This is a genomic window from Nostoc sp. FACHB-152, assembly GCF_014697475.1.
Taxonomy (GTDB): domain Bacteria; phylum Cyanobacteriota; class Cyanobacteriia; order Cyanobacteriales; family Nostocaceae; genus Nostoc_B.
The window spans coordinates 301461-327956 of the sequence record NZ_JACJRV010000003.1 but is presented as its reverse complement, the minus strand read 5'-3'; the positions used below and the strand labels follow the sequence as shown (position 1 = coordinate 327956).

The following is a 26496-nucleotide window of genomic DNA, read 5'->3' as shown; positions in this document are numbered from 1 at the left end:
ATAAGGGAAAATTCTTACCCTACACCCTTATCTTTATCCCTCTACCCCCTCACACCCATTTCTTACGAGTGAGGTTCGCCCAACATCACAATTGAGCATTTCAATTCTCTAAGTATTTGAGTTGTGACTTGGCTAACTGATAAACCCCCGGCTGTGCGATAACGAACAGAACGCAACACCGCTAAATCAAAGCCTTGCGACTCCTTAATAATAGTTCTAGCAATATCATCACCTTTAACTGTCTGGATATTTGTTGTCACTTGTAGCTGACTTTTAGCAGCGATTTCCGACATTTGTGCGGTAAATTTTTCTACTAAAGCTGGGGGAGTTTTGCGATCGCTTACGTGCAACAATACCACCTCTGCCTGATTAACATCAGCTAAAATTTGGGCAAACCTCACTGTACCTATTGTTTGCCTTGTCAAGTCACCTACTGGTACAAGAATTCTTTGAATAGTCGTAGGACTACTCAACAGCCGTGTAACTGCAACCGGACAGTGCGAAGACCAAAATACACTATCAATTACACTCCCAAACAAGCGAGCGCGTAAACCTGTAGTCCGAGACCAACCCATCACAATTAAATTAGCGTTGCGTTCTCGGCTAGCGCGACTAATTCCTAAAGCAGCATCATCATCAATCCTAATTGCAGGTGCAACTTCTACATCAAATTCTTGACTAATTTCTTTAGCCAACTGCAATCTTTTTTGGCTTTGGTCAAGGGCTGTAATTAACTGCGGATCATCCATCTGGACTAAAGCTTTGGTAATTGCTAATGGCACAATTTGTCCAGATTCATGACGTGCTAAAAGTGCAGCCATTTCTATTAAATAGCGTTGGGTTTCGGGATTATATATTGGAACTACTACAGTAAATGGCTTTTGTAACTCTACCTGCTGAATATCAGAATTATCCCACCAATTTGTCAAGCTATCTGTGGCAATATCAGCTTCTGTTAACTGTAAAGAAGTCGCAAACCTAGCTGTAATTACTGGCCCTAAAATTGCCGTCACCAGCATAAGAACAATTACACTGTTTAAAACCCCTTCATTAATTAACCTTTCACCAGCCGGGTTAACAGTTTGATAAGCCACTAATGTTGCTGCTAATGTTGCTGCTACTTGTGGTAATGACAGCGACCACATTGTTAACAACTCAGGTGTGTTGTAGCGGTAAAGTAACTTAGCTAAAAAGGCTGCGATAAATTTACTGCCAATCAATGCCACTACAATTGCTAGAGTCAACCAAATAGAACTGACAGTTTTCAAAAACGCTGGAATATTAATTAATAATCCCATATCTACAAAGAAACATGGGATAAATAAAACACTCCCAATAAACTCAACTTTTTCTTTAACTGGGCTGCGTCCTAGAACATCATTAACTGCTAATCCTGCTAAAAATGCACCGACAATTTTTTCAACACCAATAACTTGCGCTCCGACAGAGGCTAAAAATAATGCCAGTAATATAAACAAAAACTGATTACTTTGTTCATCCCCAGTACGTTTAAAAAACTCTTTTCCTGCTCTGTCAAAACCAAACAATACAACCACAGAATAAATCGCCAAGCCACCCAACAACGTCGCTAAACTCAGGGCTGAAAATTCTCCTTTGTGAATTCCCACACAAATTGCGAGAACTAACAAAGCACCTGTATCAGTAAAAATTGTGGCTCCAATAGTGACTGTCACAGCTTCATTAGTCACAACTCCCAAACGACTCACAATTGGATAAGCCAAAAGAGTATGGGATGCTAGTAAAGAACCAATCAGAAAAGAGGCATTCCAATCAAAATTAAATAAACGTCCGACAGCAATACCAGCAATTAGCGGTACTAAAAATGTTAGGCTGCCAAAGCCAATTGAGCGATACTTTGTTTTCCGAAATTGGTCTAAATCTATTTCTAAACCTGCTACAAACATCAAATAAATTTTGCCGATTTCTGATAGCAGTCCTATAGTCTCAGATTCAGAATTTAGCAGCTTGAGTCCATTCTGTCCTAAAACAACTCCTGCCACTAGCAAACCTACCAATCCAGGTAGCTTAATGCGTTCAAATATAGGAGGTATTGTAAATATTACTATTAGAAGAATCGTAAATTGGATAATAGGGCTTTGTACTAAAGATTGGAGTGCCATTTGTCATTAATAATGGTGTCTTCGTGATAAAATTTTATATTTTTTGCCTTTAAAATTTTTAACAAAAAATAATCTGGCTCATTTTAAGCCTTAACATTTCTACCTTAAGCTTAATTTTGAAACATCTATACAAGGGTATAGTGACATATTTTTAGAAATATATAATTAATAAAAATAGGGAAGGAAATTACCTTACCTCCCCTTAAACTTTGCTGTAATTTCTGCACAAAGGCTCAGATTTACTGCCAAATGTAAATTAGGATAAACAAAACAATCCAGATGACATCGACGAAGTGCCAGAACAATGAGGTAGCGTTAACGCCAAAGTGTCCTGAGTTGTAATTGCCAGGAAAGAAAGAGCGGACAAAGATAATCAATTGCAACAGGATGCCAGTGAAAACGTGCAAACCGTGGAAACCTGTTAACAAGTAGAACATCCCGCCAAAGGTTCCAGTGGTGAAACCAAAAGCCAAGTGACTCCACTCAATGGCTTGCCCTGCTAAAAAGTAGCTTCCCATCGCCATTGTTGCTAAGAGAAACAGGCGAAAACCCCACAAATTGTGACGTTGCAAAGCTTTTTCTGCTAAGTAAATCACAAAACTACTAGCAACCAACACGACGGTATTGATAGCGGGATCTCTAACTTCTAATCCTTCAACACCAGGCGGCAACCAATTAGGAATGGTGAGCTTGTAGACGATATAACCAGCGAAAAAGCTCAAGAAAATGACACTTTCCGAAAGTAAGAAGACAATGAAGCCAAACATCTTATTGCCTTCTTCATCATGTCCATGTTCGCCAGCATGATGAGAGTGATTTTTCAACTCTTCTGAAACGATATAGCTGTCCATTGGTGAAATTCTTGATTTTGTAATATTACTCCGCGTACCACCGCGTTTACCTCAGTGCCCCTCTGCGTTTAAAACCGCAGATGGACGCAGATGTTGTCACTCATTGATGCTGACTATTAGCTTCTGCTACTAAAGGTTCAGATTTGCCGTAACCATAAGGTTCCGAAATCACCACCGGAATCTCCTCAAAGTTCTCAACAGGTGGTGGAGAAGAAACCATCCACTCTAAACCAATTGCCCGCCAAGGATTATCTGGTGCTTTTTCACCATGCATCCAAGAAATCACCATGTTGAAGATGAAGGGCAAGGTAGACATACCTAACAAGAATGCACCAAGACTAGCAATAATGTTCCAGAATTCATACTCTGGTGCGTAAGAAGAAACCCGACGCAACATTCCTTGCAAACCTAATGGGTGCATAGGCAAGAAGTTGAGGTTTGTACCAATAAATGACAACCAGAAGTGCAACTTACCCCAACCTTCGTAATACATCCGCCCAGTCATTTTGGGGAACCAGTGATAAATAGCGGCATACAAGCCCATTGTCACAGTGCCAAACAAGACGTAGTGGAAGTGTCCAACTACAAAATAGGTATTGTTAACGTGAACATCCACAGGTACAGAAGAAAGCATGATCCCTGTGATGCCTGCAAAGACAAACATAATTAATGCACCAAGGGCAAATAACATGGCTGTATTCAACCGCAGCTTACCGCCCCAAATGGTTGCTACCCAAGCAAACACTTTAATGCCAGTTGGTACAGACACAAACATAGTTGTCAGCATGAAAATCAACCGCATCCAGGCTGGAGTACCACTGACATACATATGGTGTACCCAGACAATGGCACTGACTACGGCAATTAACAGTGATGAAATTGCAACTACTTTGTAGCCAAATAAGGGTTTGCGGGAGTAGACAGGGAAGATTTCTGAGAAGATGCCAAAGACTGGCAGAATGATCACATAAACAGCAGGGTGAGAGTAGAACCAGAAGTAATGCTGGAACATGACTGGATTTCCGCCGTTGCTGGGGTTGAAAAAGCCAGTACCAACGGTAAGGTCAAGTAGCAGCATGACTGCACCAGCTGTTAGTGCCGGTAGTCCAAACAATTGAATGATTTGCGCGCTAAATACTGCCCAAACAAACAAAGGCATCCGGAAGAAGCCCATACCTGGGGCGCGCATTTTCACAATGGTGGTGACAAAGTTGACTGCCCCCATAATTGAGGAGACACCAGAAATTGCCACTGCTAACAGCCACAGTACTTGACCGTTAATCAAGTTCCCTGTGGGGTTCTGGAGGCTGACTGGCGGATATGCCCACCAACCTGCTTGGGCAGGGCCACCAGGAACAAAGAAACTGGACATCAACAAAATACCGACTACTGGCACCATCCAAAAGGCGACAGCGTTGAGGCGGGGAAAGGCCATATCTCGCGCCCCAATCATTAGGGGTACGAGATAGTTAGCAAAACCAACTAGTGAGGGAAATGTCCACAAGAACAGCATGACTGTGCCGTGCATGGTGAACATTCCGTTATAAACGGTGCGGTCTACTAAGTCGGCTTCGGGGGTGATTAGTTCTCCGCGCAATATCATTGCAAAGATACCGCCGACTAGAAAGAAAATAAATGCTGTAACGAGGTATTGAATACCGATAACTTTGTGGTCGGTGCTGAAGCTGAAGTACTGCTTCCAGCCACCTGGGGTTTCGTGGTGAGGTTTCTCAACCGGAACGCTGAGACCTTTAATAGGGATGTTAGTCATCGAGAAGTTTCCTTATAAAAAATAAGGGTGTGGGGGTGTCAACCGGAGTAATTAACTAGGGGAGGTGCGGCGGGGACAACGGTATCCCAGCCATTCTTCACTGGTTCGCTAGCTGTTTCGGCGTATTCATTAACAGCTTGGTTCTTGGCAAAGAAGGGTTTGTGTGTGGCTACTTTGGCAAGCCATTTGTGATATTCTTCGGGAGACTCCACAACTACATTTGCCTGCATAGTGGCAAAGTAAGTGCCGCTATATTGGGAGTCGGTGAGGCGATATTCACCCTGGCGAATAGGTGTGAATTCAAAGTCGATAGTATGGCTGGGAATGATGTCTTGTTTGAGGCGGAATGCAGGGATATAAAAACCGTGCAGTACATCTTCTGATTGCAGTGCTAGACGCACGCGGCGATCGCTTGGTAAATGCAATTCGGTACTGGTAACATTTTTCTCAGGATAATGGAATACCCACGCCCATTGCTTGGCGATGACATCAATTTTTTCAACGGGTTCGCTAATAGCGGCATCTGTTGGTGCTGCATAAGCTGATTCCATACCCATTGGGTTATGCAGATGCACTAACTGGGTGGGGCCTTGAATCCCCATTTCTTCGTAAACTTGAGAGCTATAGCCAGCAATCCACAGCACTAACATGATGGGGATTGCTGTCCAAACTACTTCTAACGCAACGTTACCTTCAATGTGGGGGCCATCGCTGAAGTCGTTTTTCTTAGCACGATGGAAAATCACCGAGTACATTATGGTGCTGGTTACGCCGAGGAAGATAAACGCACCTAATGTCACTAAGAAGCTAATCAAATCATCTATCAAATGAGATTCGGCAGCCGCTTGGGGAGGTAGCCAGGAATAGGCTTGTTTGCCTATCCATATACTGGTGATGCTGACAGCGATCGCACCAGTAATTAATGTCAAAATGTTTAGAATCTTCTTCATGGTTTTGGTCAAGAGTCAATGGTCAATGGTGAGCCAGTAGCGGAAGGGGGTCTCCGCCATGAGTAGCTGGCGTTAGCGAGTCTTCCAGCGTCGGAACGAGCGTCACCCGAAGGGGCAATAGTCAAAATTAATTACTTTGGACTTTGGACTTTTGACCCTGGACAGTTATTTGAGCATTGTGTTGAGGTCTTCACCCAATCGCAACAAACTATCTGCTGTGTTGTGTACGCCAAATTCAGCAGCTAATTGCGCTCCTAATGTGCCGTGGAGGAACATCAAAAACATAATTGATACTCCCGCTAATAAATAGCTCCATTGCACTTCTACTTCTTCGTCTTGGCTCCATGCGTAACGCTGCCAGCCTCTCCACATGGTCATCCCAACAAACATACCTAGTAAGATGACACCACCAATTCCATGCCAAATCATGGTTTCCATTGCTGGCATTCCCCAGGCACTTTTAACATCAGTTGGTGGAGATGCTAAGAGCATTTCGTAAAAGCCAGCCGCAACGGTGAAAACGGTAATAATGGTTGCGCCAACCATGTTGTACCAACCAACATCAAAGAAGTTGGAGCGTTCAACAGTAATTGCCAAAAATTTGAACACCCATTTTTGAATGGGAAACAAAAAACCAACGAAATCAAAGGTAATACCAATGATGAATAAACCTATGGTGAGATGCACTAAATTAGGGTGAATCGGCAGAGTGTAAGGTAGTCCGTTAGCACCTATCTGTACGTTTAATTGGTCAATCAATTCTGAATTCATGGCAACATCCCATCCTTTGCTGCTTCAACAACTGGTACTGTGTGCAGTCCATATATCCAAACCAATTCATCGCCGAGATATACTTGCACACCAACTATTGCAACTAAGAGAATTCCTGCTGCTAGATAATGAATAGGTAATTTTTGGGGGTTGCGTGAACGAAGAACATAACGCCATGCTGTAATTGCAGCGATGATGCCTGAAAGTGACCAACCAATTAATGTATGAACATTTAGCACTGATTTAGCTACGTCGTAAGGTCTCGCTAAACCAGCTTCAAATTGTCCAAAAATAATCGCTATAAAAATGGCGATCGTAGCGACAAACATATTCCACCAACTCACTTCAAATAAGCGAGCTTTCCCAGTTAAAAAACCTAATACATCACAAAAAAATGCAAACAAGACCATCGCAATGACGAAGTGAACAACGATGGGATGTACCGTATCTGGATAGGGTAAATTATGGTCGTTCAATGAGGTAAAAAACTCAAGCATATTACTCTCCTAGACATATTTATTGCACTCAGCCCAAGTTTTAGAATTGACAAACAAGCACGAAAATTACAACAAGTATTCATACCTGACTGGATTATGTTTACACTGCGCGGCGAAATCCAGTGCATCAGGTATTAGGTATGTTTTAGCTAAATTGGTTGAAGCTACTATTTATGTTCAATGATTAAGTTCAATTCATTTGTTCATGCTGATACTTTAGAACAACGATTTTGAATTTACCTCACAAAATCGTGGTTTTTGATTTTAACGTTGGTACCTTATCTATTAGCTTAAGGATTTTTTTAGTAGTTGTCAAAAGAAATAATATAAAATCTTAAAAATATTTTTACTATCAGAAAAATCAGAACCCTAATGTAGCTAATTTTGCTTTTATTTTGCTATATTACACATAAAAAAATATTTGTATATGCAAGTTTGCACAATTATCAAATATAGCTTTGTAGTTAAAAATACAAAATCTCTGCAACGATGAGTTAAATATTAACTTGCAATAAGTTCGTATTATATTAAGATGAGAATTACACTGCAAAAAATAGCTACAGATAATAAAGTTGCGATGCATTAACAGACCAAACGCAGAGATTGAGCTATTTTTTAGGGTAGGCATACTGACTGCTTTAAAAATCTATGGGACGGGCAAGATGCCCATCCCACAAAATCAACACAATATAATTTCTTTTCTTGATTAGCTTACCTTTGTAGTTCACGTAGCTTTAACAATTATTTTTACTTTCACTACGTTACCCTATTATCGGTCTAAGAATACATATTTGTGTAAATCTCAATATGAAAAAATTCATACCTAAGTAAGATTTACCTACATTTAGTTAGGGATGCAAAATAAGATATATAAAGCGCAAAATGTTTTGCAATCCCTAACCGTTGCAACATCAACAACAAATAGTAATATTTAACATTTAACCAAATCGACCGCTAACATAATCGCGGGTATCTTCTTGTTTGGGATTGTTAAATATTACTTCTGTGGCATCGTATTCCACCAAGAAGCCAATTCGTCCGCCTGATTCTGTAGGGCGCACGTTGAAGAAGGCTGTTTTGTCAGATACCCGTGCTGCTTGTTGCATATTGTGGGTAACGATGACAATTGTATATTGCTCTTTGAGTTCATGAATTAGCTCTTCTACGCGCAATGTAGAGATAGGATCTAGAGCCGAGCAAGGTTCATCCATAAGTATAATTTCTGGTTGAACTGCGATCGCCCGTGCAATACACAATCTTTGTTGCTGTCCGCCAGACAAAGACGAACCACTTTGCCGTAATTTATCTTTAACTTCGTCCCACAAAGCTGCTTTGCGTAAACTCTGCTCTACTAATTCGTCCATATTACCTTTATAGCCATTGATTTTGGCACCAAAAGCAATATTGTCATAAATGGATTTGGGAAATGGATTTGGTCTTTGAAATACCATCCCAATTCGGCGGCGCACTTCTACAGGATCAACATCTGGCGCATACAAGTTTTTCCCGTAATAAAAAACCTTACCTTCTGCTCTAAATGAATCAATCAAATCATTGAGACGGTTATAGCATCGTAGCAATGTACTTTTACCGCAACCAGACGGGCCGATAAAAGCTGTAACTTTATTTTTTGGTATATCTAGCCAAATATTTTGCAAGGCTAAATATTTACCGTAATAAACGTTCAGATTTTCTGTGTGTAATACTGTGTCAGTGCTGTTTGCTGTACTAATGTTTGTAGCCATAAATACTCTAATTGAGGTTTTAAGAGGTAGCAATGCAACTGTGCTATGCCATGTCATTGACTAGTTTTTTGACAGAAATAAAGCACCTATCATCCAAAGGTTTCTTCATTTCAGACTTCATACTTCAGCCTTTTTCTTAGGCTTTTTGGCGAGTTGCCCAACGGGCAATAATACTAGTAAGCAAAACCATTAACACCAAAATTAAAGATGCTGCCCAAGCTAGTGACTGCCAATTTTTAAATGGAGAAATCGCAAAGTTGTAAACCAAAACAGCGAGGGATGCTGTCGGTTGAAACAAGCTATTTGGCCAGAAGGTAGAAAATAAAGCAGTAAATAATAAGGGAGCAGTTTCGCCAGATGCTCTGGCGATCGCTAATGTTGAACCAGTTACAATAGCAGGTAATGCAGCTGGCAATACAACTTGTGTAACTGTTTGAAAATTAGTTGCACCTAAACCTGCCGATGCCTGCCGTAAATCTTGTGATACTAGTTGTAAAGCTTCGTCAGTTGTTCTGACAATAATTGGCAACATCAAAATTGCCAAAGCAAATCCTCCACCAATAGCTGAATATGAACCTAAGTTCAGCCTTACTAATGTTAATACCACAATTCCATAAGCAAATACCCCAGCAATAATAGAAGGCACTCCACTCAGGACATTAGTAGCAAAACGTACCCATCTAGCTATTTTACCAGAACTGAATTCTGTGAGATAAATTGCTGCAATTACCCCAAACGGTATACTGATTAAGGCAGCAATACCTACCATCAGCAAAGTTCCTAAAATTGCATTACCAAAACCACCACCTGGTCTTAGAGGTGCTGGTGGTAACTGGGTGAAGATGCTGAGGTTGAGACTACTAAACCCTTGTATTAAAACGTAAGAGAGTACAGCCAGCAAAGGCAAAAGTGCCAACGCCCCACAGATAAATGCTACCACAGTCATTGTAGTATTAAACAATGTCCGGGGAGACGTTGACGAACGAGTTAAACTCCTTTCAGGATAATGAGAAATCATAATTTAACCAACAACTCAGCTACAGTCGCTTCATTCTGATCACAATCAACTCAGCCAAAATATTGACTATGAGTGTTAATACAAACAAAACTAAAGCAGCGTACATTAACGCTGCTATTTGTAAACCACTAGCCTCAGCAAATTGATTGGCTAATAGAGAAGAAATTGTATTGGCTGGAGCTAACAGTGAAAGACTAATGTTATTAGAGTTACCAATTAGCATTGTAACTGCCATTGTCTCTCCCATTGCCCGACCGAGTGCTAACATGACAGCACTCACAATTCCCGAAAAAGCTGCGGGAATTATTATTTGAAAAATCGTTTCCCAACGAGTTGCACCTAAACCTATAGATGCTTGTCGTAAACTGGATGGTAACGAAATCAAAGCATCACGAGATATCGCTGTGATAATTGGCAAAGTCATAATTGCCAAAATAATTCCCGCCGGTAACATCCCTGGGCCTGTGGGAGGGGTACTAAACAATGGTATCCAACCCAATGATTGATTCAGCCATTTACCCAAGTTATTTAAGATTGGGATTAAGACAAAAATTCCCCACACGCCATAGACAACACTGGGAATAGCAGCCAGCAGTTCTACTAAGAAAACTAACACCAGTTTGATTTTAGCTGGCAGAAAATTTTCACTCAATAAAACCGCCGTACCAACGCCTATAGGTACAGCAATTAATAGACCAATAAAAGAACTGACTAAAGTTCCGTAAACTTGAGGCAGTACGCCATACTCATCATTAACAGGATTCCAGGTACTCTTAGCTAAAAAGCCAACCCCAAATTTTTGGATAGCAGGCCAAGCACTAATAGTAACTTGTATAGCAATCCATAATAAAGTAGCAGCAACTGCCAAGGCGAAAATTCGAGTCAGCCAAATAAAGCCCCTATCTAAGGATTTACCGATTTCGGAGCGATTTTTAATTGCTGATGGCAAATTTTGAGAATTTGTAGCCATGTATACTGACTTTAAAGATTCAAGTAGAGAAAAATGTCTGAAGAAACCAGAATAGTGAAATTTTTGCTGTATACATTTAAAAAGTGAGACATCACAGCGTCAAAATTAACAGTTTCAAGCTCTTAAGATTAACTAGATAATTCTTGACTGTAGATGCCTCATATTTTGCTTGTTAAATATTCACTATTTTCTGAATGCTATTTACTGGCACTGGTATTACCACCAATGGCAATTTTGTAGTCTGGGCTGATTTGATCAGCAGCAGCCGCCACTTTTTGAACTACATTTTGAGGTAGCGGAACATACCCTAAATCTTTGGCAACTTTTTGACCTTCAGTTAAACCGTACTCAATCATAGCTTCTACTGCTTTGGCTTTGGCAGCATCAGGATATTTTTTGTAAGCTAAAATCCATGTGTAGGTAACAATGGGGTAAGAATCTGCACCTTCTGGGTCTGTAATAAAGGCGCGGAGATTTGCTGGTAGGGTTACTGACTCTAGAGTTTTAGATGCGGACTCATCGGTTGGGACAACAAATTTGCCGCCTTTGTTTTCTACCGCCGCGAATTTAAGATTATTTTGTTTAGCATAGCCATACTCGACATAGCCAATCGAGCCTTGAGTTTGTTGAACTTGGGCGGTCACACCTTCATTACCTTTAGCACCAACGCCCACTGGCCAGTTTACAGTCTTGCCATCACCCACTTTACTCTTCCACTCAGGGCTGATAGTACTTAGATGTTTTGTAAACACGCCTGTGGTACCACTACCATCCGAACGATGTACTACTGTAATTGCTTGGTCAGGTAACTTCGCATCTGGGTTAGCGGCTTTAATTTTGGCATCGTTCCAATTTTTGATTTTACCCAATAAAATATCGGTGTAAACTGCCCTTGGTAGCTTCAGTTCTGCCACATCTGGTAAGTTATAAGCCAAAACAATGCTACCCGCAGTCATCGGCAACAAAATTACACCTTTATCTTGTGGAACTTTTTGGATTTCTTCATCCTTCATCGCCACGTCGCTAGCACCAAAGTCTACAGTACCTTTGATGAATTGCTCAACTCCCGCACCGCTACCAACTGATTGATAGTTTACTTGTAGATTGGGATATTTTTTGTTTAAGTCATTAAACCAACTTGCATATAAAGGAGCAGGAAAAGAAGCTCCTGCACCAGTTAATGCAACGTTACCGCCTAAGTCTAATTTTGTAGTGGTGGAGGCTGTAGCATCTTTAGCTGTACCAGCAGGTGCGTCTTTGCTAGCAGTATTATCGGAACCTTGCTGTCCGCCACAAGCAGCTAGACTCAGGCTCAGTAATAATACTGCTGTCGAAGCAGCGAAACGGTGATTTTTAATTGCATTTAGACTTGAGAGCATCGGTGTCAATTTTCAGTAAGTTTCCAGGTTAGCGATTCTACGATACTCCTAAAGAATAGACGTTTAGGTTAAGGGAAGGTTAATAAAAGGCAAAAGAGAACTTATATTTGAAGAAATTTTCCAATCTTTACGGGTCTTTATTGGATAAAATTTATACATCAAATCTTTGTTTTAAGTTTCAGATGAATCTAAGCCGCAGTAATCTAAGTTTGAACGACTGACGATCAGCGTATTTTTATGGATCAAAGCTAGAGAAATTTGTAAAATTGTCATGAATCAGATTATGATACTTAAATAATAAGTTTTAGGATAATAGGCAGTCTAAAAATTATCTATTTGCTTGTAACTAATAAATTTGTTTGTATTATAATCTGGGCAATATAGCATTTCTAAATCATTCGTAAATAACAAGATACCTGACTTTTTGAAGAAGTCGAGTATCTGATTCTTGGGATTTTCATAAATCAAATAGGATTGCTATATAACTGAACATACTTGTGTAGTCAGGCAATAGGCAACAGGGAATAGGTTTGAAAGTCTCTTACTGTCAATGTTTTATAATTAGTGCTTGTCCTAGCCCTTATTTCGACTGCTACAAAGCTAATTTCAAAAAAATTAGACTATAAATAAGTCTTTAAATGAAATATGAAGCGATCGCCTAATGTTTACTTTGATAAAATGTTCACTGCTGTGCTGCTAACTATCGACAGCAGATATATAAACTTGGATAAATCAAGAAAACAATGTTAATTATTTTACAGCCATTTAAGTAAAATCTCGTTATAAAAAATGGCGTGAAGACTAAAATTTAGAAAAGCTGTGAATTTCCCAAGCCAGAATGACATAGACAAAAGCACAAAAGTTACCAGCCAAATACTCACAACAAAGATATGCTAGTTGATTAAGGTATAAGTAAAAATTTATTTTCTTGATTAATGCCTATACTGGTTGCTATTGCTTTTCGCTTTTGCCTTATAGATGTTTGCTGCTTCCAATCAATTATTATGGTCTATGATCGGCTTACTCCTAACAATGGGTGGTACATTCCTTGAAGCCTATGGTATCACCTTGCCTTGGAGTTGGAGTCAGCACGGAATTCAAACTTTTTCTTTAGGTGTCACCTGTCAAATTGGTGCGGTGCTACTCGTAGGTTGCTTGGGAGGGCAAAATGCTGGCGCACTCTCACAAATTGCCTATCTAGTGATGGGATTAACCTTACTCCCTGTATTTTCTGATGGTGGGGGTCTTGGTTATGTCAGGCTGTCACAGTTTGGGTATCTACTGGGCTTTATTCCTGGCGCATGGATATGTGGCTTTATTGCTTTTCAAGCCAGACCAAAACTAGAATCTTTAGCATTTAGTTGTCTTTGTGGCTTGTTAACCGTCCACTTCTGCGGTATTACTTATTTGATTATCAGTTACTTTTTTCAGTGGCAAGGCACAGAAAAATTGTCTTTAATTCAAGCAATCCTCAAATACTCTTGGTTACCAATACCAGGGCAATTAGCTGTAGTCTGTGCCGTTACCGTAATAGCATATTTATTACGTCACTTAATGTTTTATTAGTCAATAGTCCATTGTCAATAGTTGACTGTTGACTGTTGACTGTTGACTGTTAACCAACTCACCATGACTTTAAAAAATCGCCTGTTTTGGATAGCTGCTTTTTTCGCTTTTTTCTTAGACCAACTGACAAAATATTGGGTAGTACAAACTTTTAAATTAGGAGAAACCCTCCCACTTATACCAGGGGTTTTTCACTTTACCTATGTTACTAATACTGGTGCGGCTTTTAGTTTGCTCAGTGGGAAAGTAGAGTGGCTGCGCTGGTTATCGTTAGGAGTAAGTTTAGTATTGATAGCTTTGGCTTTGTTAGGCCCAGTATTAAATCGTTGGGATCAGTTGGGGTATGGAATGATTTTGGGCGGGGCGATGGGCAACGGTATTGATCGTTTTGTTTTAGGCTATGTAGTAGATTTTCTTGACTTTCGATTGATTAATTTTGCCGTATTTAACGTGGCAGATTCATTTATTAGTATTGGTATTGTGTGTTTGCTAATTGCTTCTTTCCAAAAAACACCAACGGTAAATCATAGAAGGTAACGCAGGTATAGCAGGGGACAGGGGACAGAGAACAGGTGACAGAGTTAAAAGCCCGTTGAGTCAGGTTTGTATGATTTTTTGATGTCCTAATCTATGTGGTTACTGCTATGTAACTATTGACCATTGACAATTGACTGTTGACTCTACTTAACTATGCTGTAAAAAGTCTATTTTGGGTAACAAAGGATCAGACACCATCGCTACCCCAATAAAGCCCCAACGTTTTAGCAAGCTACTTAATTGGCTTCCAGGAAGAGATTCTACAGCAAAGCGGTTTGCTACTTCTCCTGCATGGGTGTTGAGATAGCTTAAAGCATCAAAGTTTTCCCGAAATAGTAATAAATAACCATTATCTTCAGAGTTAGGACGGGCTGTAAGGTAACGACCATCTGCTTTTACACGCAGTAGGTAATAAACTTCGGAAAGCATATTTTAAGAGTCCAATGTCAATAATCAAGAGTCAATAGTTGATTGTGATTACTATGGACTATAAACCCTTGACTCATCATTATTACTTAAGAATCTAAACGAATGCGAGGATCGGCTACTTTTAACATTAAATCTGCAATTAAGTTGCCGACATTCAATAGCACAGCACTCATAACTAGGCTCGCCATCACTAAATATTGGTCTTTAGCGATAACGGCTTGTAAAGTTAATCTTCCTAAGCCGGGCCAGTTAAAGAATTGTTCAGCGATAAATGCACCACCTAATAAACTAGCTAACTCAAAACCGAGCAAAGTTATTAAGGGGTTGATAGCATTGCGGAGAGCATGAACGTAAATTACTCGGTTTTCTGGTAGTCCCTTGGCACGGGCTGTTTGAATATAATCTTGACGCAGTACATCTAATAATTCCCCACGAGTAATGCGTTGTAAACCAGCAAAGCTGGTAATACTCAAAGCAATGGTGGGTAAAATCATGTGCCAAGCAACATCAATAATTTTGCCGAACCAAGATAAATCAGCATTGTCGATGCTGGTCATGTCACCAATGGGGAATAGGGGTGAGGTAAATTGAGCGAATATTAATAAAACTAGAACGGTGATGAAACTGGGAAACCCTTGTCCGGTATAGCTGACAACCTGTAATATGCGGTCTGTCGCTTTATTTTGTTTGACCGCAGCGAGAATTCCTAGGGGAATAGCGATCGCCCATGTCACAATTAAAGAAGCGATCGCTAATAATAAGGTAGCCTTTACTCGATCCCACAACAGCGACGCAACAGAACGCTGATAAATAAAACTTGTGCCAAAATCCCCTTTAGTCAATATCCGCCACAACCATGAGAAATATTGCTCAGGCCAAGATTTATCTAAACCGAACTGTCTCCTAATTTCTTCGATTCTTTCTGGCGAAATTTTTGGATTTTGTCGCAGGGTATCTACATAATCCCCTGGAGACAATTTGATGATGAAAAACGATAGTGCTGATGCCAACAATAAAGTCAACAGTGCTTGCAATATCCGTTTCATCACATAAATAAACGTTTCACTCGTGACTAGCCTAATTAGCCAATCTCGACTTGTCTCCAGGGAAATTTTTGTAGCCGTCATAGAATTTAGTTTATAGTCAATGGTCAATGGTCGATGGTCAATGGTCAATGTCTTTGGACTATAAACTTTTGACCAATGACTAATATTCAACTAACGAGATAATCGGTACATCGGGTAGATGCTTGCGCCCTTGTAAATCCCGTAGCTCGATAATAAACCCAAAACCAACTAATTCGCAGTCAAGTTGTTGTACTAACTTTGCTGTGGCACTGGCTGTTCCACCTGTAGCAATTAAATCATCCACAATTAAGACTCGGCTACCTGCGTGCAAAGCATCTTGATGCATTTCTAAGCAGTCAGTACCATACTCTAGCTCATACTCAATTGAATGAACGGCTGCGGGTAACTTACCTCTTTTGCGAACAGGAATAAACCCCGCCTCTAATTTATAAGCTAATGGAGCGCCAACAATAAACCCCCGTGATTCCATACCAAGCACATAATCTGCTTGAAACCCAGCTTCTTTGCATTTTTCTGTAAAAAAGTCAATAGTGTAGCGTAGTCCCTCTGGATCGCGCAGTAAAGTAGTAATATCTCGAAATAAAATGCCTGGCTTGGGAAAATCTGGAATGTCACGAATGAGAGATCTTAAATCCATAAACAGTTAGGGAATAGGGAGTAGGGAGTGGGGAGTAGGAAAGAAGCGATAGGGGAGAAAAGGAGTAGAGGGAAAACTGACAGCGATATTCCCTCATGCTCCCTGCCCCGTTTCCTCTTTTCATTTCTCATTCCCAGAAAAATCGTACACTATAATGTCATACGCTGGTTTTAAGACTCTAGTATCACCGCCATTGACGATACGGAGAATCTACACCAAGCTTAAATATGGCTGTTATTCATGATAAAGGAAGATAAACTGATGCTGAAAAAACTGAAATTTAACTATAGGTAAATCTTGTAGGAGAACAAGTTAAGTCATGTATACGTGAAGTATTATGGCTACTGCCACAAGTTTAATGTTATTTTTTGGCTACTTATCTTAAATTTAGTTGTACTAGTTGTATCTAGTCTGTTGGAAGCGCACAAGGTAATTTATAGAATGAATGTCTCCGCGAGCTTAACGCCGTTCAACAGTCCCGCGCCTGCATCACTACCGATGATTCTGGACACGTTACCAGATCCGGCGATCGCGGGACAAGGATGTCCACCCCGAACTCGGCTACAAATTGACTTAATTTTACTGGCGATCGAAGCTTTAGAGCTTGGTGGTTCGGAAGCAATTTTAACTTTTGCTGAAGAGTTAGATTTAAAAGAAATTATTAAAGACAGAGTTAATTTGTGGCGGATGCGTAGCTCTAACCCGATGCGAAGAGCTAATATCCGCCGTCCTTTAACTATTATGGAAGCAAAAGCTCTAGTGGTCATTGCTTGCTACATTGCACGGCGGTTAACGGTGGTGATTCGCCAGATGCTCATGATATATCAACAAATGAATGACAAGCAGATTCCCCTAGAACAAAATTTGCGTTTATCTAATTATTTAGAGCGATTTCGCGTCCATTTTAAAAGTAGAATGAATGCTCGACGTTCTGGGGTATTAGCTTTAACTTCTGACGAAAAATTAGATGAGTTAGCTATTAATTTGTTAGGACAATTACTATTCTGCACTGGCACAGCCGGAATGCAGCGATTCTGGATTAGTCTTTTTGACGGGGAAGTGGCATGAATATTCAACGTAAGTACAGTCTCCCTAACTGTACGTTGCTTTTAGAGGGTTTAAGCGATGCTACAAGGGCGGCACATTTACAAGAATTGCGCCCAGAATTATCAATATTGGTAAATGTAGAATGCTATATATCTGGTCATAAACAGCCTCTTGTGGGAGGAAGAGAATTTTTTGAAAGTTTGGTGAGGGCTGTTAGTGCCTATGCCCAAGAATTTTTAAGCAATGTGCCGAATGCACAAGCTCATAACCAGGATTCAGAAATAGTAGAGTTACAAAAAATTAATAGTAATAGGCATAGATTAATTGTTCATTCTGAAAGTAATACAGAAGGTTTAGAGCAAAATTCTCATAATACTAATTCACCGATTCAAATAGATATGAATACGGTGCAGTTATTTGATTTAGTAGAAGCTGTAGATCAGTTTTTTGCGGATACCCAAACTCTACCAGAGTTATCACTAGAACTACAACCAGTTGCTAAACGTTATGGCGGTGCTAGTGAAGCTGTACTCAAGCAAGCCGTGCCAGCAACTATTGGAGTGGCAAGTGTAGCAGCTGCCGCCTTAGCTTTTAGCTTGATTCCGCCTCCTCAAGTCCGTCCACCAGAACCGCAGCCAGAACCACAGAGTAGCGCAACACCAACACCCAATACTAGTACAGGGGCTACGCCACCAATAACAACCGTTCCTAGTAATAATGCGATATCTCCCATAACTGCGGCTACGCCAACAACCGCTCCTACCGAAACTGCATCTCCTGTAGCAGTTGCAACTCCTGCACCAACACCCACCGCAGCAGCAACAGCACCCGCAGTTGCAGATATAGAAGCCCTGTTAAAGACAGTTACCGAAATTACCGACCCATCACAATTGCGGGCTTTGAATCGTGAGGTTTGGAATCAAATTGATCCAGCTTGGAGCGATCGCTCTACAGTGAAACAAGATTTAGTTTATCGTGTAGGTGTTGCGGCTGATGGTGCGATCGTTGGTTATAAAGCAATAAATCAAGGCTCAAATGAGGCAATAGAATCAACTCCTCTACCAAAACTGCTTTACAATCCCGCAAAGCGTTCTACGAATGAACCCATCGCTCAATTTAAAGTTGTTTTTACTAACAAAGGCGTGCTAGAAGTTAGCCCTTGGCGTGGCTACGCTAGTACACCCCAAGTAATAGGTCAAAAAATCACAGACGCTAATACAGTTAAGGGTTTAAACAAAAAGCTATACGACACCATTCGCCAAAGCTGGAAAGGAACTCCTAGTTACACCAAGGATTTACGCTACCGAGTGGCAGTCAACAAAGAAGGTATCATTGCTGATTATGAACCTCTCAATCAAGTTGCCTTTAATCATTTCCGCGAAACACCCCTACCAGATATGTTTCAAGCCATTTATGGTTCAAATGGCGCAGCACCTAATAATCAAGAACCACTCGCTCATTTCCAAGTAGTGTTTACGCCCAATGGCAAACTTGATGTAACTCCTTGGCAGGGATACCGTTAATAATTCGTAATTGATAATTCGTAATTCATAGTTAAAAATTACGAATTACGAATTACGAATTCATCTTGTGATTTTACCCATATAATTACCCCACAATTGAGCAGCTTGAGCGCTACTGCCAGAGGTGGGGGAATTATTGTCATTTCCTAGCCAGACACCTGTAACTAGGCGGCGGCTAGGAATAAAACCAATAAACCACAGGTCAACGTTTTTATCAGTAGTACCTGTTTTACCAGCTTCTCCTAGACCAATAGCAGCACTACGACCAGTACCTCTGGTGACTACACCTCGCATCAAAGTAGTCATCTCATCAGCTACTGCTGTAGATAAGACTCGTTTGTTGGCTTCACGGTCTTGGTCAAAGGAATAGATCACACGGCAGCTTTTTAAATCATTACGATCTTTGCAATCGCCACTGTCAAGGATGCGGCTAATGGCGTGGGGTGGGTTCCATACACCTTGATTCCCGATAGCACCAAAAGCACCTGTCATTTCTAAAACATTCACTACACTTTGACCCAGTACTAAACCAGGAACCGGATCAAGTTGTGACTTTATTCCTAAATTTTGTGCCATTGCAACAACTTTATTTAAGCCGATTTCGCGGGCAACTCTTAAGGCAATGGGATTTTCAGAAAGGGCAAGACCAGTAGCAATATCTAAACTGACATCTGCACCAGCACGACAGGGTTTATATGTAAAGCCTTGCCAAGTTAAAGGAGCGCAAGAATAAGATTTATTTGCTGAAATTCCCTGTTGAATAGCGGCGGTGTAAGCAAAGATTTTAAAGGTAGAACCAGGTTGTCTTTTGGCTTGGACAGCACGATTGAACTGGCTTTTGCGATAATCAGTACCGCCTACCATTGCCAAAATACTACCTGTTTTAGAGTCTAGGGTAACCATCGCCCCTTGGGAAAACCGAAAAGAGGAGCCAGCATTATTCACTGAGTTCCGCAATGATGTTTCAGCTTGGGTTTGAATTGTTGGGTCTAGCTGGGTTTCTATAATGTAGTTGCCTTCTCTAGCTGCGCCTTCCCCCAAGATTGATTCCAGTTCTTGAAAGACATAACTGTAAAAATAGGGAGCGATGGTTTTGGCTTGTTGTTCGCAGACTTTCGGGCTGACTTGAACTGTAGAACGTCTGGCGCGGTTAGCCTCTTCTTGGGAAATTTTGCCCATTTCCAGCAATCGCTTGATGACGCGATTGCGGTAATCAGCAGCTTCTAGTTTATTTGGCCCATCACCACAAAAATCAAAAGCGTTGGGAGCAGGCAAAATTCCTACTAACGTTGCTGCTTCCGCCAGGGTTAATTCTTTAGCTGACTTTTCAAAGTAAAACTGAGCAGCATCTTCAAAGCCAGAAGTATCACCGCCCAAAAATACCCGGTTTAAGTAAGTCAGCAAAATCTCATCTTTGCTGTAAAAAGTTTCTAATTTGAGAGCAACTATCGCCTCACGCAATTTCCGCCCCAAGGAGTCTTGATTACCAACATAGTCACGGAACAAGCTACGAGCGACTTGTTGGGTAACTGTACTGGCTCCTTGTTGTAAATCTCCACTGCGAGTATTAATTAACACGGCACGTAAAACACCCAAAGGATCTACGCCAACGTGCCAGTAATAACGGCTATCTTCTGAGGCGACTACAGCGTTGGCTAAATAGGGGCCAAAATCTTGCAGCCGTTTCATATCTACGTGGGAAGTCGTGCGCGGCTCACGTAGAGGCGTTGAGCCATCACGGGCGTAAACTATAACTGGGGCGCGAGTTGCGGTTGGTAAAGGTCTGACCTTGAATTTCAGCGATTCGACACCAATGACTAATGCTAATAATGCCGTCGCCCCGCCAACACCATAACCTGCCCAGGTTGCAGCTTTTAAATACCAAGGTGGCGGATCAACATATTGCAGTCTGACTGATGCCGCTAGTTCTGGTGGCCCTAAAGTGATAATGTCGCCATGCCGCATTTCTAAGGAAGAGAGCCGCCGTTTACCGCGATAAATGCCATTAGTAGAGTTTTCATCTCTAATTATGAAAACTGGCTTGCGTTGTGTAGAGTCACGCGATAATGAAAGATGGATTTGGCTAACAACTGGGTTGCGAATTACTATATCGCAAGATTTAGAGCTTCTGCCGAGGATGTAGCGATCGCCCAACAGTGGATATATCTCCGCCTTGTCCGCCCCCGAATCTTGTACCCACAGTTCTGGTACTTTGGCGTTAGGTTTAAGTGCTAGCTTAGAAAAATCAACCCTAGCTTGAATAGTATGTACTGCTTGAGTCAGTTGACCAAGTAACGTCTGTGGCTTGTGAGGGGGTTGGGGGGAACTCATCGGTTATTTACATCACAATTATTTTTAGTGAAGAATCGGGTAATGGCGATCTCCATACAGGTCTTCCACCATTTTACTCGTAAGCCAAAGTAGAATTTGGCTGTAGAAAATTTTTGTCGATTCAATCTTACACCATGACAATAATTTAGAGCCTAGGATTAAATTTTCTATCTAAGGTGATTGGATTTACCGCAATAAATTTTTGTTCCTTGCTTTAAAAGACTGATTTTATTAGCCTTGTTCGTTGAATAACTAGATTATTAACTTTTTATTTTTGTATTTCTAAAAACTCTAAAACCTGTGGTAAACTCTTAAATCTAACATAGTTCAATAATTTTTAGATAATCTTTGTTGCAAAATTAAACATCAGCATTTCGGATGATTTTATTTATTTAAATATCTGGTTTAATGGGGCGAGTGTTCTGTTTCCGTTGAGGTTAATTTAATAATGAAGGGAAAATCTCTGTCGTTGATTGGTACAGCCTTGACTTTGGCTCTGAGCGCTAATGTTGCTGTTGCTCAATCCAGTAAATCCCAAATTGCTCAATCCAGCACCACACCCACTAGTTCTCCAACGGAAATCAAGCTGTCACCAGAAGGTTTCGAGATTCTTTGTAAAAATTTCCCATATAACTCTCGTTGTCCTAACGGTCAACCATTGACCTCACCAAGTACTTCTGCGCCTACACCAGGAGGAACACAGCCTTCTGATATCCAAACTCCTGGCAGTCCCACTCCTGAGGGTACAACTCCTCCTACCCCCACTACACCAGAGGGTACAACTACACCTGAGACATCTCCTGGTAGCACAACTACACCTGAGACATCTCCTGGTAGCACAACTACACCTGAGACATCTCCTGGTAGCACAACTATACCTGAGACATCTCCCGGTAGCACAACTACACCTGAGACATCTCCTGGTAGCACAACTACACCTGAGACATCTCCTGGTAGCAATATCAACACGCCAGGTAACACTACTCCTGGTACCTCAGATCCAGGCTCAACTGCGCCAGATGCTACCCCTCCTGGTAACACTACTCCTGGTACAACTACACCTGAAACTACTCCTGGTAGTCCAACTCCTGGCACCAATGCACCAGGCTCCCGCAATCTGAATGCACCAGATTCTAGCACTCCTGGTAGCACAACTCCTGACACAACTGCACCAGATTCCAGCACAATTCCTGGTAGCACAACTACACCAGGTTCCGGCACAAATCCTGGTACTACAAACGTACCTAACGATAGTATCAAACCCGGTTCAGCATCACCTTCTAAGTAAAAAAGATAAAATCCGATTGTGACAAAACTTCTGTAATATAGCGTCTAGATGAACACTCATCGTAAAGGCTGACGATAAAAAAAGTTTTGATGATGTGTAATAAGACGAACATCATATGACAGATAGTTAAAAGCTAGTGGGGTAAGAAAAGAAAGAGAGAGTGCGATCGCATTCTCTCTTTCTTGTTTAAAACAAAAAATATCGCTGTGCCATTGGTAAAACCGTCGCAGGTTCACAAGTTAATAATTCACCATCGGCCCTGACTTCATAAGTTTCGGGATCTACTTCAATCTCAGGTAAGGCATCATTTAGGATTAAATCGCGCTTACTTAACTGACGTGTTCCAGAAACGGCAACAACCGCTTTTTTTAAACCCAACTGGTTAGGAATGTCTTTTTCTAACGCAGCTTGCGAAACAAAAGTTAAAGATGTGGCATTCTTCGCACCTGCAAAACTACCAAACATGGGGCGCATATGCACTGGTTGCGGCGTGGGAATGCTGGCGTTAGCATCACCCATTTGCGACCATGCAATCATACCGCCTTTAATTACTATCTCTGGCTTGACACCAAAAAATCCAGGTCGCCATAAGCATAAGTCTGCTAGTTTTCCTGCTTCTACCGAACCCACATAATCAGCAATACCGTGCGTAATGGCAGGATTAATAGTATATTTAGCAACATACCTTTTGGCTCGTAAATTATCGGCTTCGCTATCCCCAGCAAGACTTCCTCGTTGAATCTTCATTTTGTGAGCAGTTTGCCAAGTACGAATTATCACCTCACCTACCCGCCCCATTGCTTGGGAGTCAGAAGAAATCATACTAAACGCGCCCAAGTCATGCAAAATATCTTCAGCCGCGATAGTTTCACGACGAATGCGAGACTCGGCAAAGGCGACATCCTCAGCAATGCTGGGGTCAAGGTGATGACATACCATCAACATATCTAGGTGTTCATCTAAGGTGTTGACTGTATAAGGACGGGTGGGGTTGGTAGAAGACGGTAGCACATTGGCTTGACCGCAGACTTTGATGATATCTGGTGCGTGTCCACCGCCTGCGCCTTCGGTGTGGTAAGTGTGAATAGTGCGGTTTTTAAAGGCGGCGATCGTATCTTCCACAAACCCAGCTTCGTTGAGGGTATCGGTGTGGATGGCTACCTGCACATCATATTCATCGGCTACGCTGAGACAAGTATCAATAGTGGCGGGAGTTGTCCCCCAGTCCTCGTGCAGCTTTAAACCCATTGCACCAGCTTTCACCTGTTCTGCTAGTGCTTGGGGTTGACTGGCATTACCTTTACCTAAAAAACCTAAGTTCATCGGAAAAGCATCAGCAGCTTGTAGCATCCGGTAAATGTTCCAAGGGCCGGGAGTGCAAGTGGTAGCGTTGGTTCCCGTAGCAGGGCCTGTTCCACCGCCAATCATCGTTGTGATTCCAGAGGCGATCGCAACTTCAATTTGTTGGGGACAAATAAAATGAATATGGCTATCAATCCCGCCGGCTGTAAGAATCATTCCTTCCCCAGCTAAAGCTTCGGTTCCAGGGCCAATAATAATATCTACGTTGTCTTGAATATAAGGATTACCTGCTTTCCCAATTTTAAATATCTTGCCATCTTTAATGCCGATATCTGCTTTGACTACCCCCCACCAATCGAGAATCAAGGCATTAGTAATTACTAAATCCACTGCACCATCAGCGTTAGAAATGGGCGATTGTCCCATCCCATCACGAATAACTTTACCACCGCCAAATTTCACTTCATCGCCGTAGGTAGTAAAGTCTTGTTCTACTTGTATAAATAATTCTGTATCTGCGAGACGGATGCGATCGCCGACTGTCGGGCCGTAGGTTTCTGCGTAAGCTCGACGAGACACTTTGTAAGACATTATACACTCCTTGAGTTAGGATTGAGTTTAAACGCAAAGGGGAGCAAAGGTAAACGCAGAGGAACGCGGAGTATGAATGAGAATGATTTGAGTGGCGTGATTATTGGGTGTGGAATGAGGGTGCATACGGCGTTGGGGCCTGGGTTATTGGAGTCTGCTTATGAGGAGTGTTTGCATTATGAGTTGAAGCAGGAGGGATTTAAGGTTGGTAGGCAAGTTCCATTACCTCTTGTGTATAAGGAGGTGGAATTAGATTGTGTTTATCGATTAGATTTAATAGTAGAAAATAAGGTAGTTATTGAGATTAAAGCGGTAGAATCTATCAAACCAATTCACTCAGCACAACTTTTAACTTATCTAAAACTCACTCATTGTAAACTCGGTCTCCTCCTCAACTTTAACGTCCTCCATCTCAAAGAAGGTATCAAACGCGTCGCCAATAAACTCTAACTCCGCGTAACGGCAGTCGCTTCAAGTCGGCAAAGCCGCCCAACGCGCTGCCTTACCTTTGCGTTTACCTCAGCGATACTCTGCGTTTAAAGATTGCCATTAACTTTGTTGTTGAAGCCGTAGACTTGACGAGAACCAACAAGAGGAACAAGAGTTATTTCCTTTTCATCCCCTGGTTCAAAGCGAACTGCTGTTCCGGCGGGAATATCAAGGCGCATTCCTCGCGCTTGTTCTCTATCGAAATTTAGGGCATTGTTAACTTCATAAAAGTGAAAATGAGAACCAACTTGTATAGGGCGATCGCCTGTATTAGCAACTTGCAATTTAATAGTAGGACGACCTGCATTTAGTTCTATTTCCCCTGTGGCTGGAATAATTTCACCTGGTATCATATGTATTTTTATAATTTCAAAATTAACGAATAGGATTATGCACTGTCACTAACTTTGTGCCATCAGGAAAGGTTGCTTCTACTTGGACATCATGCACCATTTCTGGTATGCCTTCCATCACATCATCTCTGGTTAATAAAGTTGTGCCATAACTCATCAATTCGGCAACAGTTTGTCCATCTCTCGCGCCTTCTAAAATCGCAGCAGAAATATAAGCAACTGCTTCGGGGTAATTTAATTTCAAACCTCTTTCTTTGCGTCTCTGTGCTAATAAAGCAGCAGTAAAAATTAATAATTTATCTTTTTCCTGCGGCGTAAGTTGCATCTTTGCGTCCTTTGTAGTTCGTTTAAATCTGCCAAACTCTTGGTATGCAGCTACCACGACTCAAAAAAGATGTTCGTAGTATTTGCCAAACAGCCGTAAACCAGTTTCTCACCTCCGATGTGGAAGCACCGCGATATCTACACAAAAGTCCATGTTCTAGCTGTGTCACTCCAATGAGAGAGTGAGAAGTGAAAGAAGAACGGGCTTTTTCAAGAATTTCGGCTGAAACTGGATGACCAACCCAAACCAAGCTACCGACAATTGGCTGTCCAAACAAACCATGTGGACTGTGAAAAATTTCTGAGTTACCAGGTAAAAATTGACGATCTATCCACAAGGGTACACCTTGCTGCCAAATTTCAGTATGCGATCGCCATTCTCCTTGTAAAAATTTTTCGCCTCTAGCACTGCGACCAAATCGGGTAATTTCCCAGCCTAAAAAACTGCCTCTGGGTGCTAATTCTACTCGTAAATCTTGCCGGTAATTTGCACCGTTAAACAAAATTGTTTCTTGCGGCAAAAATTCTAAACAAGCATCTGCATCAATTTGGATATCTATATTTTGTCTAGCTTGCAAACCATTGCTGCGATATATCTTACTGGCGGCGGCTGTAGTGATTAAAGCTTGGGTGCTGGCTTGGAGATGGAAGTTGGATGATAGGCGATCGCCTCCCACAATTCCCCCGGCTGTATGTAAAATGACGCTATGGCAGACTTGTTGGCCTTCGGGATAAAACGGGCGTTGTATCTTCAGGGGTGCTTGATGATGATTGTAAATTAGCTGGGTGGAATTTTGGCGATTGGCGTAGACTAAGTTAAGTTTGCCATGCCAACCTGCTGCTGTCTGTGGATGCGAAATCATTCGGATAAGACGACGACATTACACAACAAGATTTA

The 26496-nt window shown here is 41.4% G+C and carries 24 protein-coding genes; 6 read left to right on the top strand and 18 right to left on the bottom strand.

From position 1 onward, the window contains the following. Positions 1 to 62: 62 nt before the first annotated feature. From H6G76_RS05225 to pstS, 10 genes are all read right to left on the bottom strand, one after another. Positions 63 to 2141, bottom strand: coding sequence for a cation:proton antiporter (locus H6G76_RS05225; RefSeq protein ID WP_190696400.1), 2079 nt, complete (start codon positions 2139 to 2141; stop codon positions 63 to 65). Between the two features lie 239 nt (positions 2142 to 2380). After that, a complete protein-coding gene (locus H6G76_RS05220; protein ID WP_190696397.1) occupies positions 2381 to 2992 on the bottom strand; it encodes a heme-copper oxidase subunit III in 612 nt (203 codons plus the stop codon). 100 nt (positions 2993 to 3092) lie between these two features. Continuing rightward, positions 3093 to 4763: a cytochrome c oxidase subunit I gene (gene ctaD, locus H6G76_RS05215; RefSeq protein ID WP_190696393.1), complete on the bottom strand. Its 1671-nt coding sequence runs from the start codon at positions 4761 to 4763 to the stop codon at positions 3093 to 3095. Positions 4764 to 4801: 38 nt separating this feature from the next. Further along, positions 4802 to 5713 (bottom strand): cytochrome c oxidase subunit II, encoded by a 912-nt coding sequence (locus H6G76_RS05210; RefSeq protein ID WP_190696391.1) that lies wholly within the window; start codon positions 5711 to 5713, stop codon positions 4802 to 4804. Positions 5714 to 5878: 165 nt separating this feature from the next. After that, entirely contained in the window at positions 5879 to 6484 is a 606-nt protein-coding gene (locus H6G76_RS05205) for a DUF2231 domain-containing protein (RefSeq protein ID WP_190696388.1), read from the bottom strand. Then, the gene (locus H6G76_RS05200) at positions 6481 to 6981 is read right to left on the bottom strand and encodes a DUF2231 domain-containing protein (protein ID WP_190696385.1); all 501 of its coding nucleotides are present in this window, start codon (positions 6979 to 6981) and stop codon (positions 6481 to 6483) included. Before H6G76_RS05200 ends, H6G76_RS05205 begins: the two co-directional genes overlap by 4 nt. 938 nt (positions 6982 to 7919) lie before the next feature. After that, positions 7920 to 8726 carry a phosphate ABC transporter ATP-binding protein PstB gene (gene pstB / locus H6G76_RS05195; RefSeq protein ID WP_190696382.1) on the bottom strand — a complete coding sequence of 269 codons (807 nt, stop codon included), beginning with the start codon at positions 8724 to 8726 and terminating at the stop codon, positions 7920 to 7922. Positions 8727 to 8862: 136 nt separating this feature from the next. Continuing rightward, positions 8863 to 9744: a phosphate ABC transporter permease PstA gene (pstA, locus tag H6G76_RS05190; RefSeq protein ID WP_190696379.1), complete on the bottom strand. Its 882-nt coding sequence runs from the start codon at positions 9742 to 9744 to the stop codon at positions 8863 to 8865. A gap of 19 nt (positions 9745 to 9763) precedes the next feature. Next, positions 9764 to 10714, bottom strand: a complete 951-nt coding sequence (gene pstC / locus H6G76_RS05185; RefSeq protein ID WP_190696376.1) for a phosphate ABC transporter permease subunit PstC — start codon at positions 10712 to 10714, stop codon at positions 9764 to 9766. Between the two features lie 197 nt (positions 10715 to 10911). Then, entirely contained in the window at positions 10912 to 12093 is a 1182-nt protein-coding gene (pstS, locus tag H6G76_RS05180; protein WP_190696373.1) for a phosphate ABC transporter substrate-binding protein PstS, read from the bottom strand. A gap of 978 nt (positions 12094 to 13071) precedes the next feature. Between pstS and H6G76_RS05175 the strand changes: the two genes are divergently transcribed. Next, entirely contained in the window at positions 13072 to 13659 is a 588-nt protein-coding gene (locus tag H6G76_RS05175) for a biotin transporter BioY (protein ID WP_190696370.1), read from the top strand. Positions 13660 to 13722: 63 nt separating this feature from the next. Next, positions 13723 to 14196 carry a signal peptidase II gene (gene lspA / locus H6G76_RS05170; protein WP_190696367.1) on the top strand — a complete coding sequence of 158 codons (474 nt, stop codon included), beginning with the start codon at positions 13723 to 13725 and terminating at the stop codon, positions 14194 to 14196. A gap of 147 nt (positions 14197 to 14343) precedes the next feature. Here the strand turns inward: lspA and H6G76_RS05165 are convergent, their stop codons facing one another. The 3 genes from H6G76_RS05165 to H6G76_RS05155 all read right to left on the bottom strand — a co-directional run bounded on the left by H6G76_RS05165 (position 14344) and on the right by H6G76_RS05155 (position 16350). Next, on the bottom strand, positions 14344 to 14625 hold the full coding sequence (locus H6G76_RS05165; protein WP_190696364.1) for a hypothetical protein: 282 nt from the start codon (positions 14623 to 14625) through the stop codon (positions 14344 to 14346). An 86-nt stretch (positions 14626 to 14711) separates the two neighbouring features. Further along, on the bottom strand, positions 14712 to 15752 hold the full coding sequence (locus H6G76_RS05160) for an ABC transporter permease (protein WP_190696464.1): 1041 nt from the start codon (positions 15750 to 15752) through the stop codon (positions 14712 to 14714). A 79-nt stretch (positions 15753 to 15831) separates the two neighbouring features. Continuing rightward, positions 15832 to 16350, bottom strand: a complete 519-nt coding sequence (locus H6G76_RS05155; protein ID WP_190696361.1) for an adenine phosphoribosyltransferase — start codon at positions 16348 to 16350, stop codon at positions 15832 to 15834. Positions 16351 to 16791: 441 nt separating this feature from the next. On the opposite strand from H6G76_RS05155, the gene H6G76_RS05150 reads away from it, so the two are divergent. Next, positions 16792 to 17418: a DUF3038 domain-containing protein gene (locus tag H6G76_RS05150; protein WP_190696359.1), complete on the top strand. Its 627-nt coding sequence runs from the start codon at positions 16792 to 16794 to the stop codon at positions 17416 to 17418. Continuing rightward, on the top strand, positions 17415 to 18920 hold the full coding sequence (locus tag H6G76_RS05145; RefSeq protein WP_190696356.1) for a DUF4335 domain-containing protein: 1506 nt from the start codon (positions 17415 to 17417) through the stop codon (positions 18918 to 18920). Before H6G76_RS05150 ends, H6G76_RS05145 begins: the two co-directional genes overlap by 4 nt. Positions 18921 to 18980: 60 nt before the next feature. Here the strand turns inward: H6G76_RS05145 and H6G76_RS05140 are convergent, their stop codons facing one another. Beyond that, on the bottom strand, positions 18981 to 21251 hold the full coding sequence (locus H6G76_RS05140; protein WP_190696353.1) for a transglycosylase domain-containing protein: 2271 nt from the start codon (positions 21249 to 21251) through the stop codon (positions 18981 to 18983). Between the two features lie 448 nt (positions 21252 to 21699). Here H6G76_RS05140 and H6G76_RS05135 point away from each other — a divergent pair, with 448 nt between their 5' ends. Beyond that, a complete protein-coding gene (locus H6G76_RS05135; protein WP_190696341.1) occupies positions 21700 to 22539 on the top strand; it encodes a hypothetical protein in 840 nt (279 codons plus the stop codon). A gap of 186 nt (positions 22540 to 22725) precedes the next feature. Here the strand turns inward: H6G76_RS05135 and ureC are convergent, their stop codons facing one another. Then, positions 22726 to 24432 carry an urease subunit alpha gene (gene ureC, locus H6G76_RS05130; protein WP_190696338.1) on the bottom strand — a complete coding sequence of 569 codons (1707 nt, stop codon included), beginning with the start codon at positions 24430 to 24432 and terminating at the stop codon, positions 22726 to 22728. A 72-nt stretch (positions 24433 to 24504) separates the two neighbouring features. Here ureC and H6G76_RS05125 point away from each other — a divergent pair, with 72 nt between their 5' ends. Continuing rightward, the gene (locus tag H6G76_RS05125) at positions 24505 to 24882 is read left to right on the top strand and encodes a GxxExxY protein (protein WP_190696335.1); all 378 of its coding nucleotides are present in this window, start codon (positions 24505 to 24507) and stop codon (positions 24880 to 24882) included. A gap of 86 nt (positions 24883 to 24968) precedes the next feature. Here H6G76_RS05125 and H6G76_RS05120 read toward each other — a convergent pair whose 3' ends face one another. From H6G76_RS05120 to H6G76_RS05110, 3 genes are read right to left on the bottom strand one after another with little or no spacing between them, the layout of a single operon-like run. Continuing rightward, positions 24969 to 25274 (bottom strand): urease subunit beta, encoded by a 306-nt coding sequence (locus H6G76_RS05120; RefSeq protein WP_190696332.1) that lies wholly within the window; start codon positions 25272 to 25274, stop codon positions 24969 to 24971. Between the two features lie 22 nt (positions 25275 to 25296). Next, positions 25297 to 25599, bottom strand: a complete 303-nt coding sequence (ureA, locus tag H6G76_RS05115; RefSeq protein ID WP_190696321.1) for an urease subunit gamma — start codon at positions 25597 to 25599, stop codon at positions 25297 to 25299. A gap of 22 nt (positions 25600 to 25621) precedes the next feature. Further along, positions 25622 to 26461 (bottom strand): urease accessory protein UreD, encoded by an 840-nt coding sequence (locus H6G76_RS05110; protein WP_190696318.1) that lies wholly within the window; start codon positions 26459 to 26461, stop codon positions 25622 to 25624. Between the last annotated feature and the right edge of the window lie 35 nt (positions 26462 to 26496).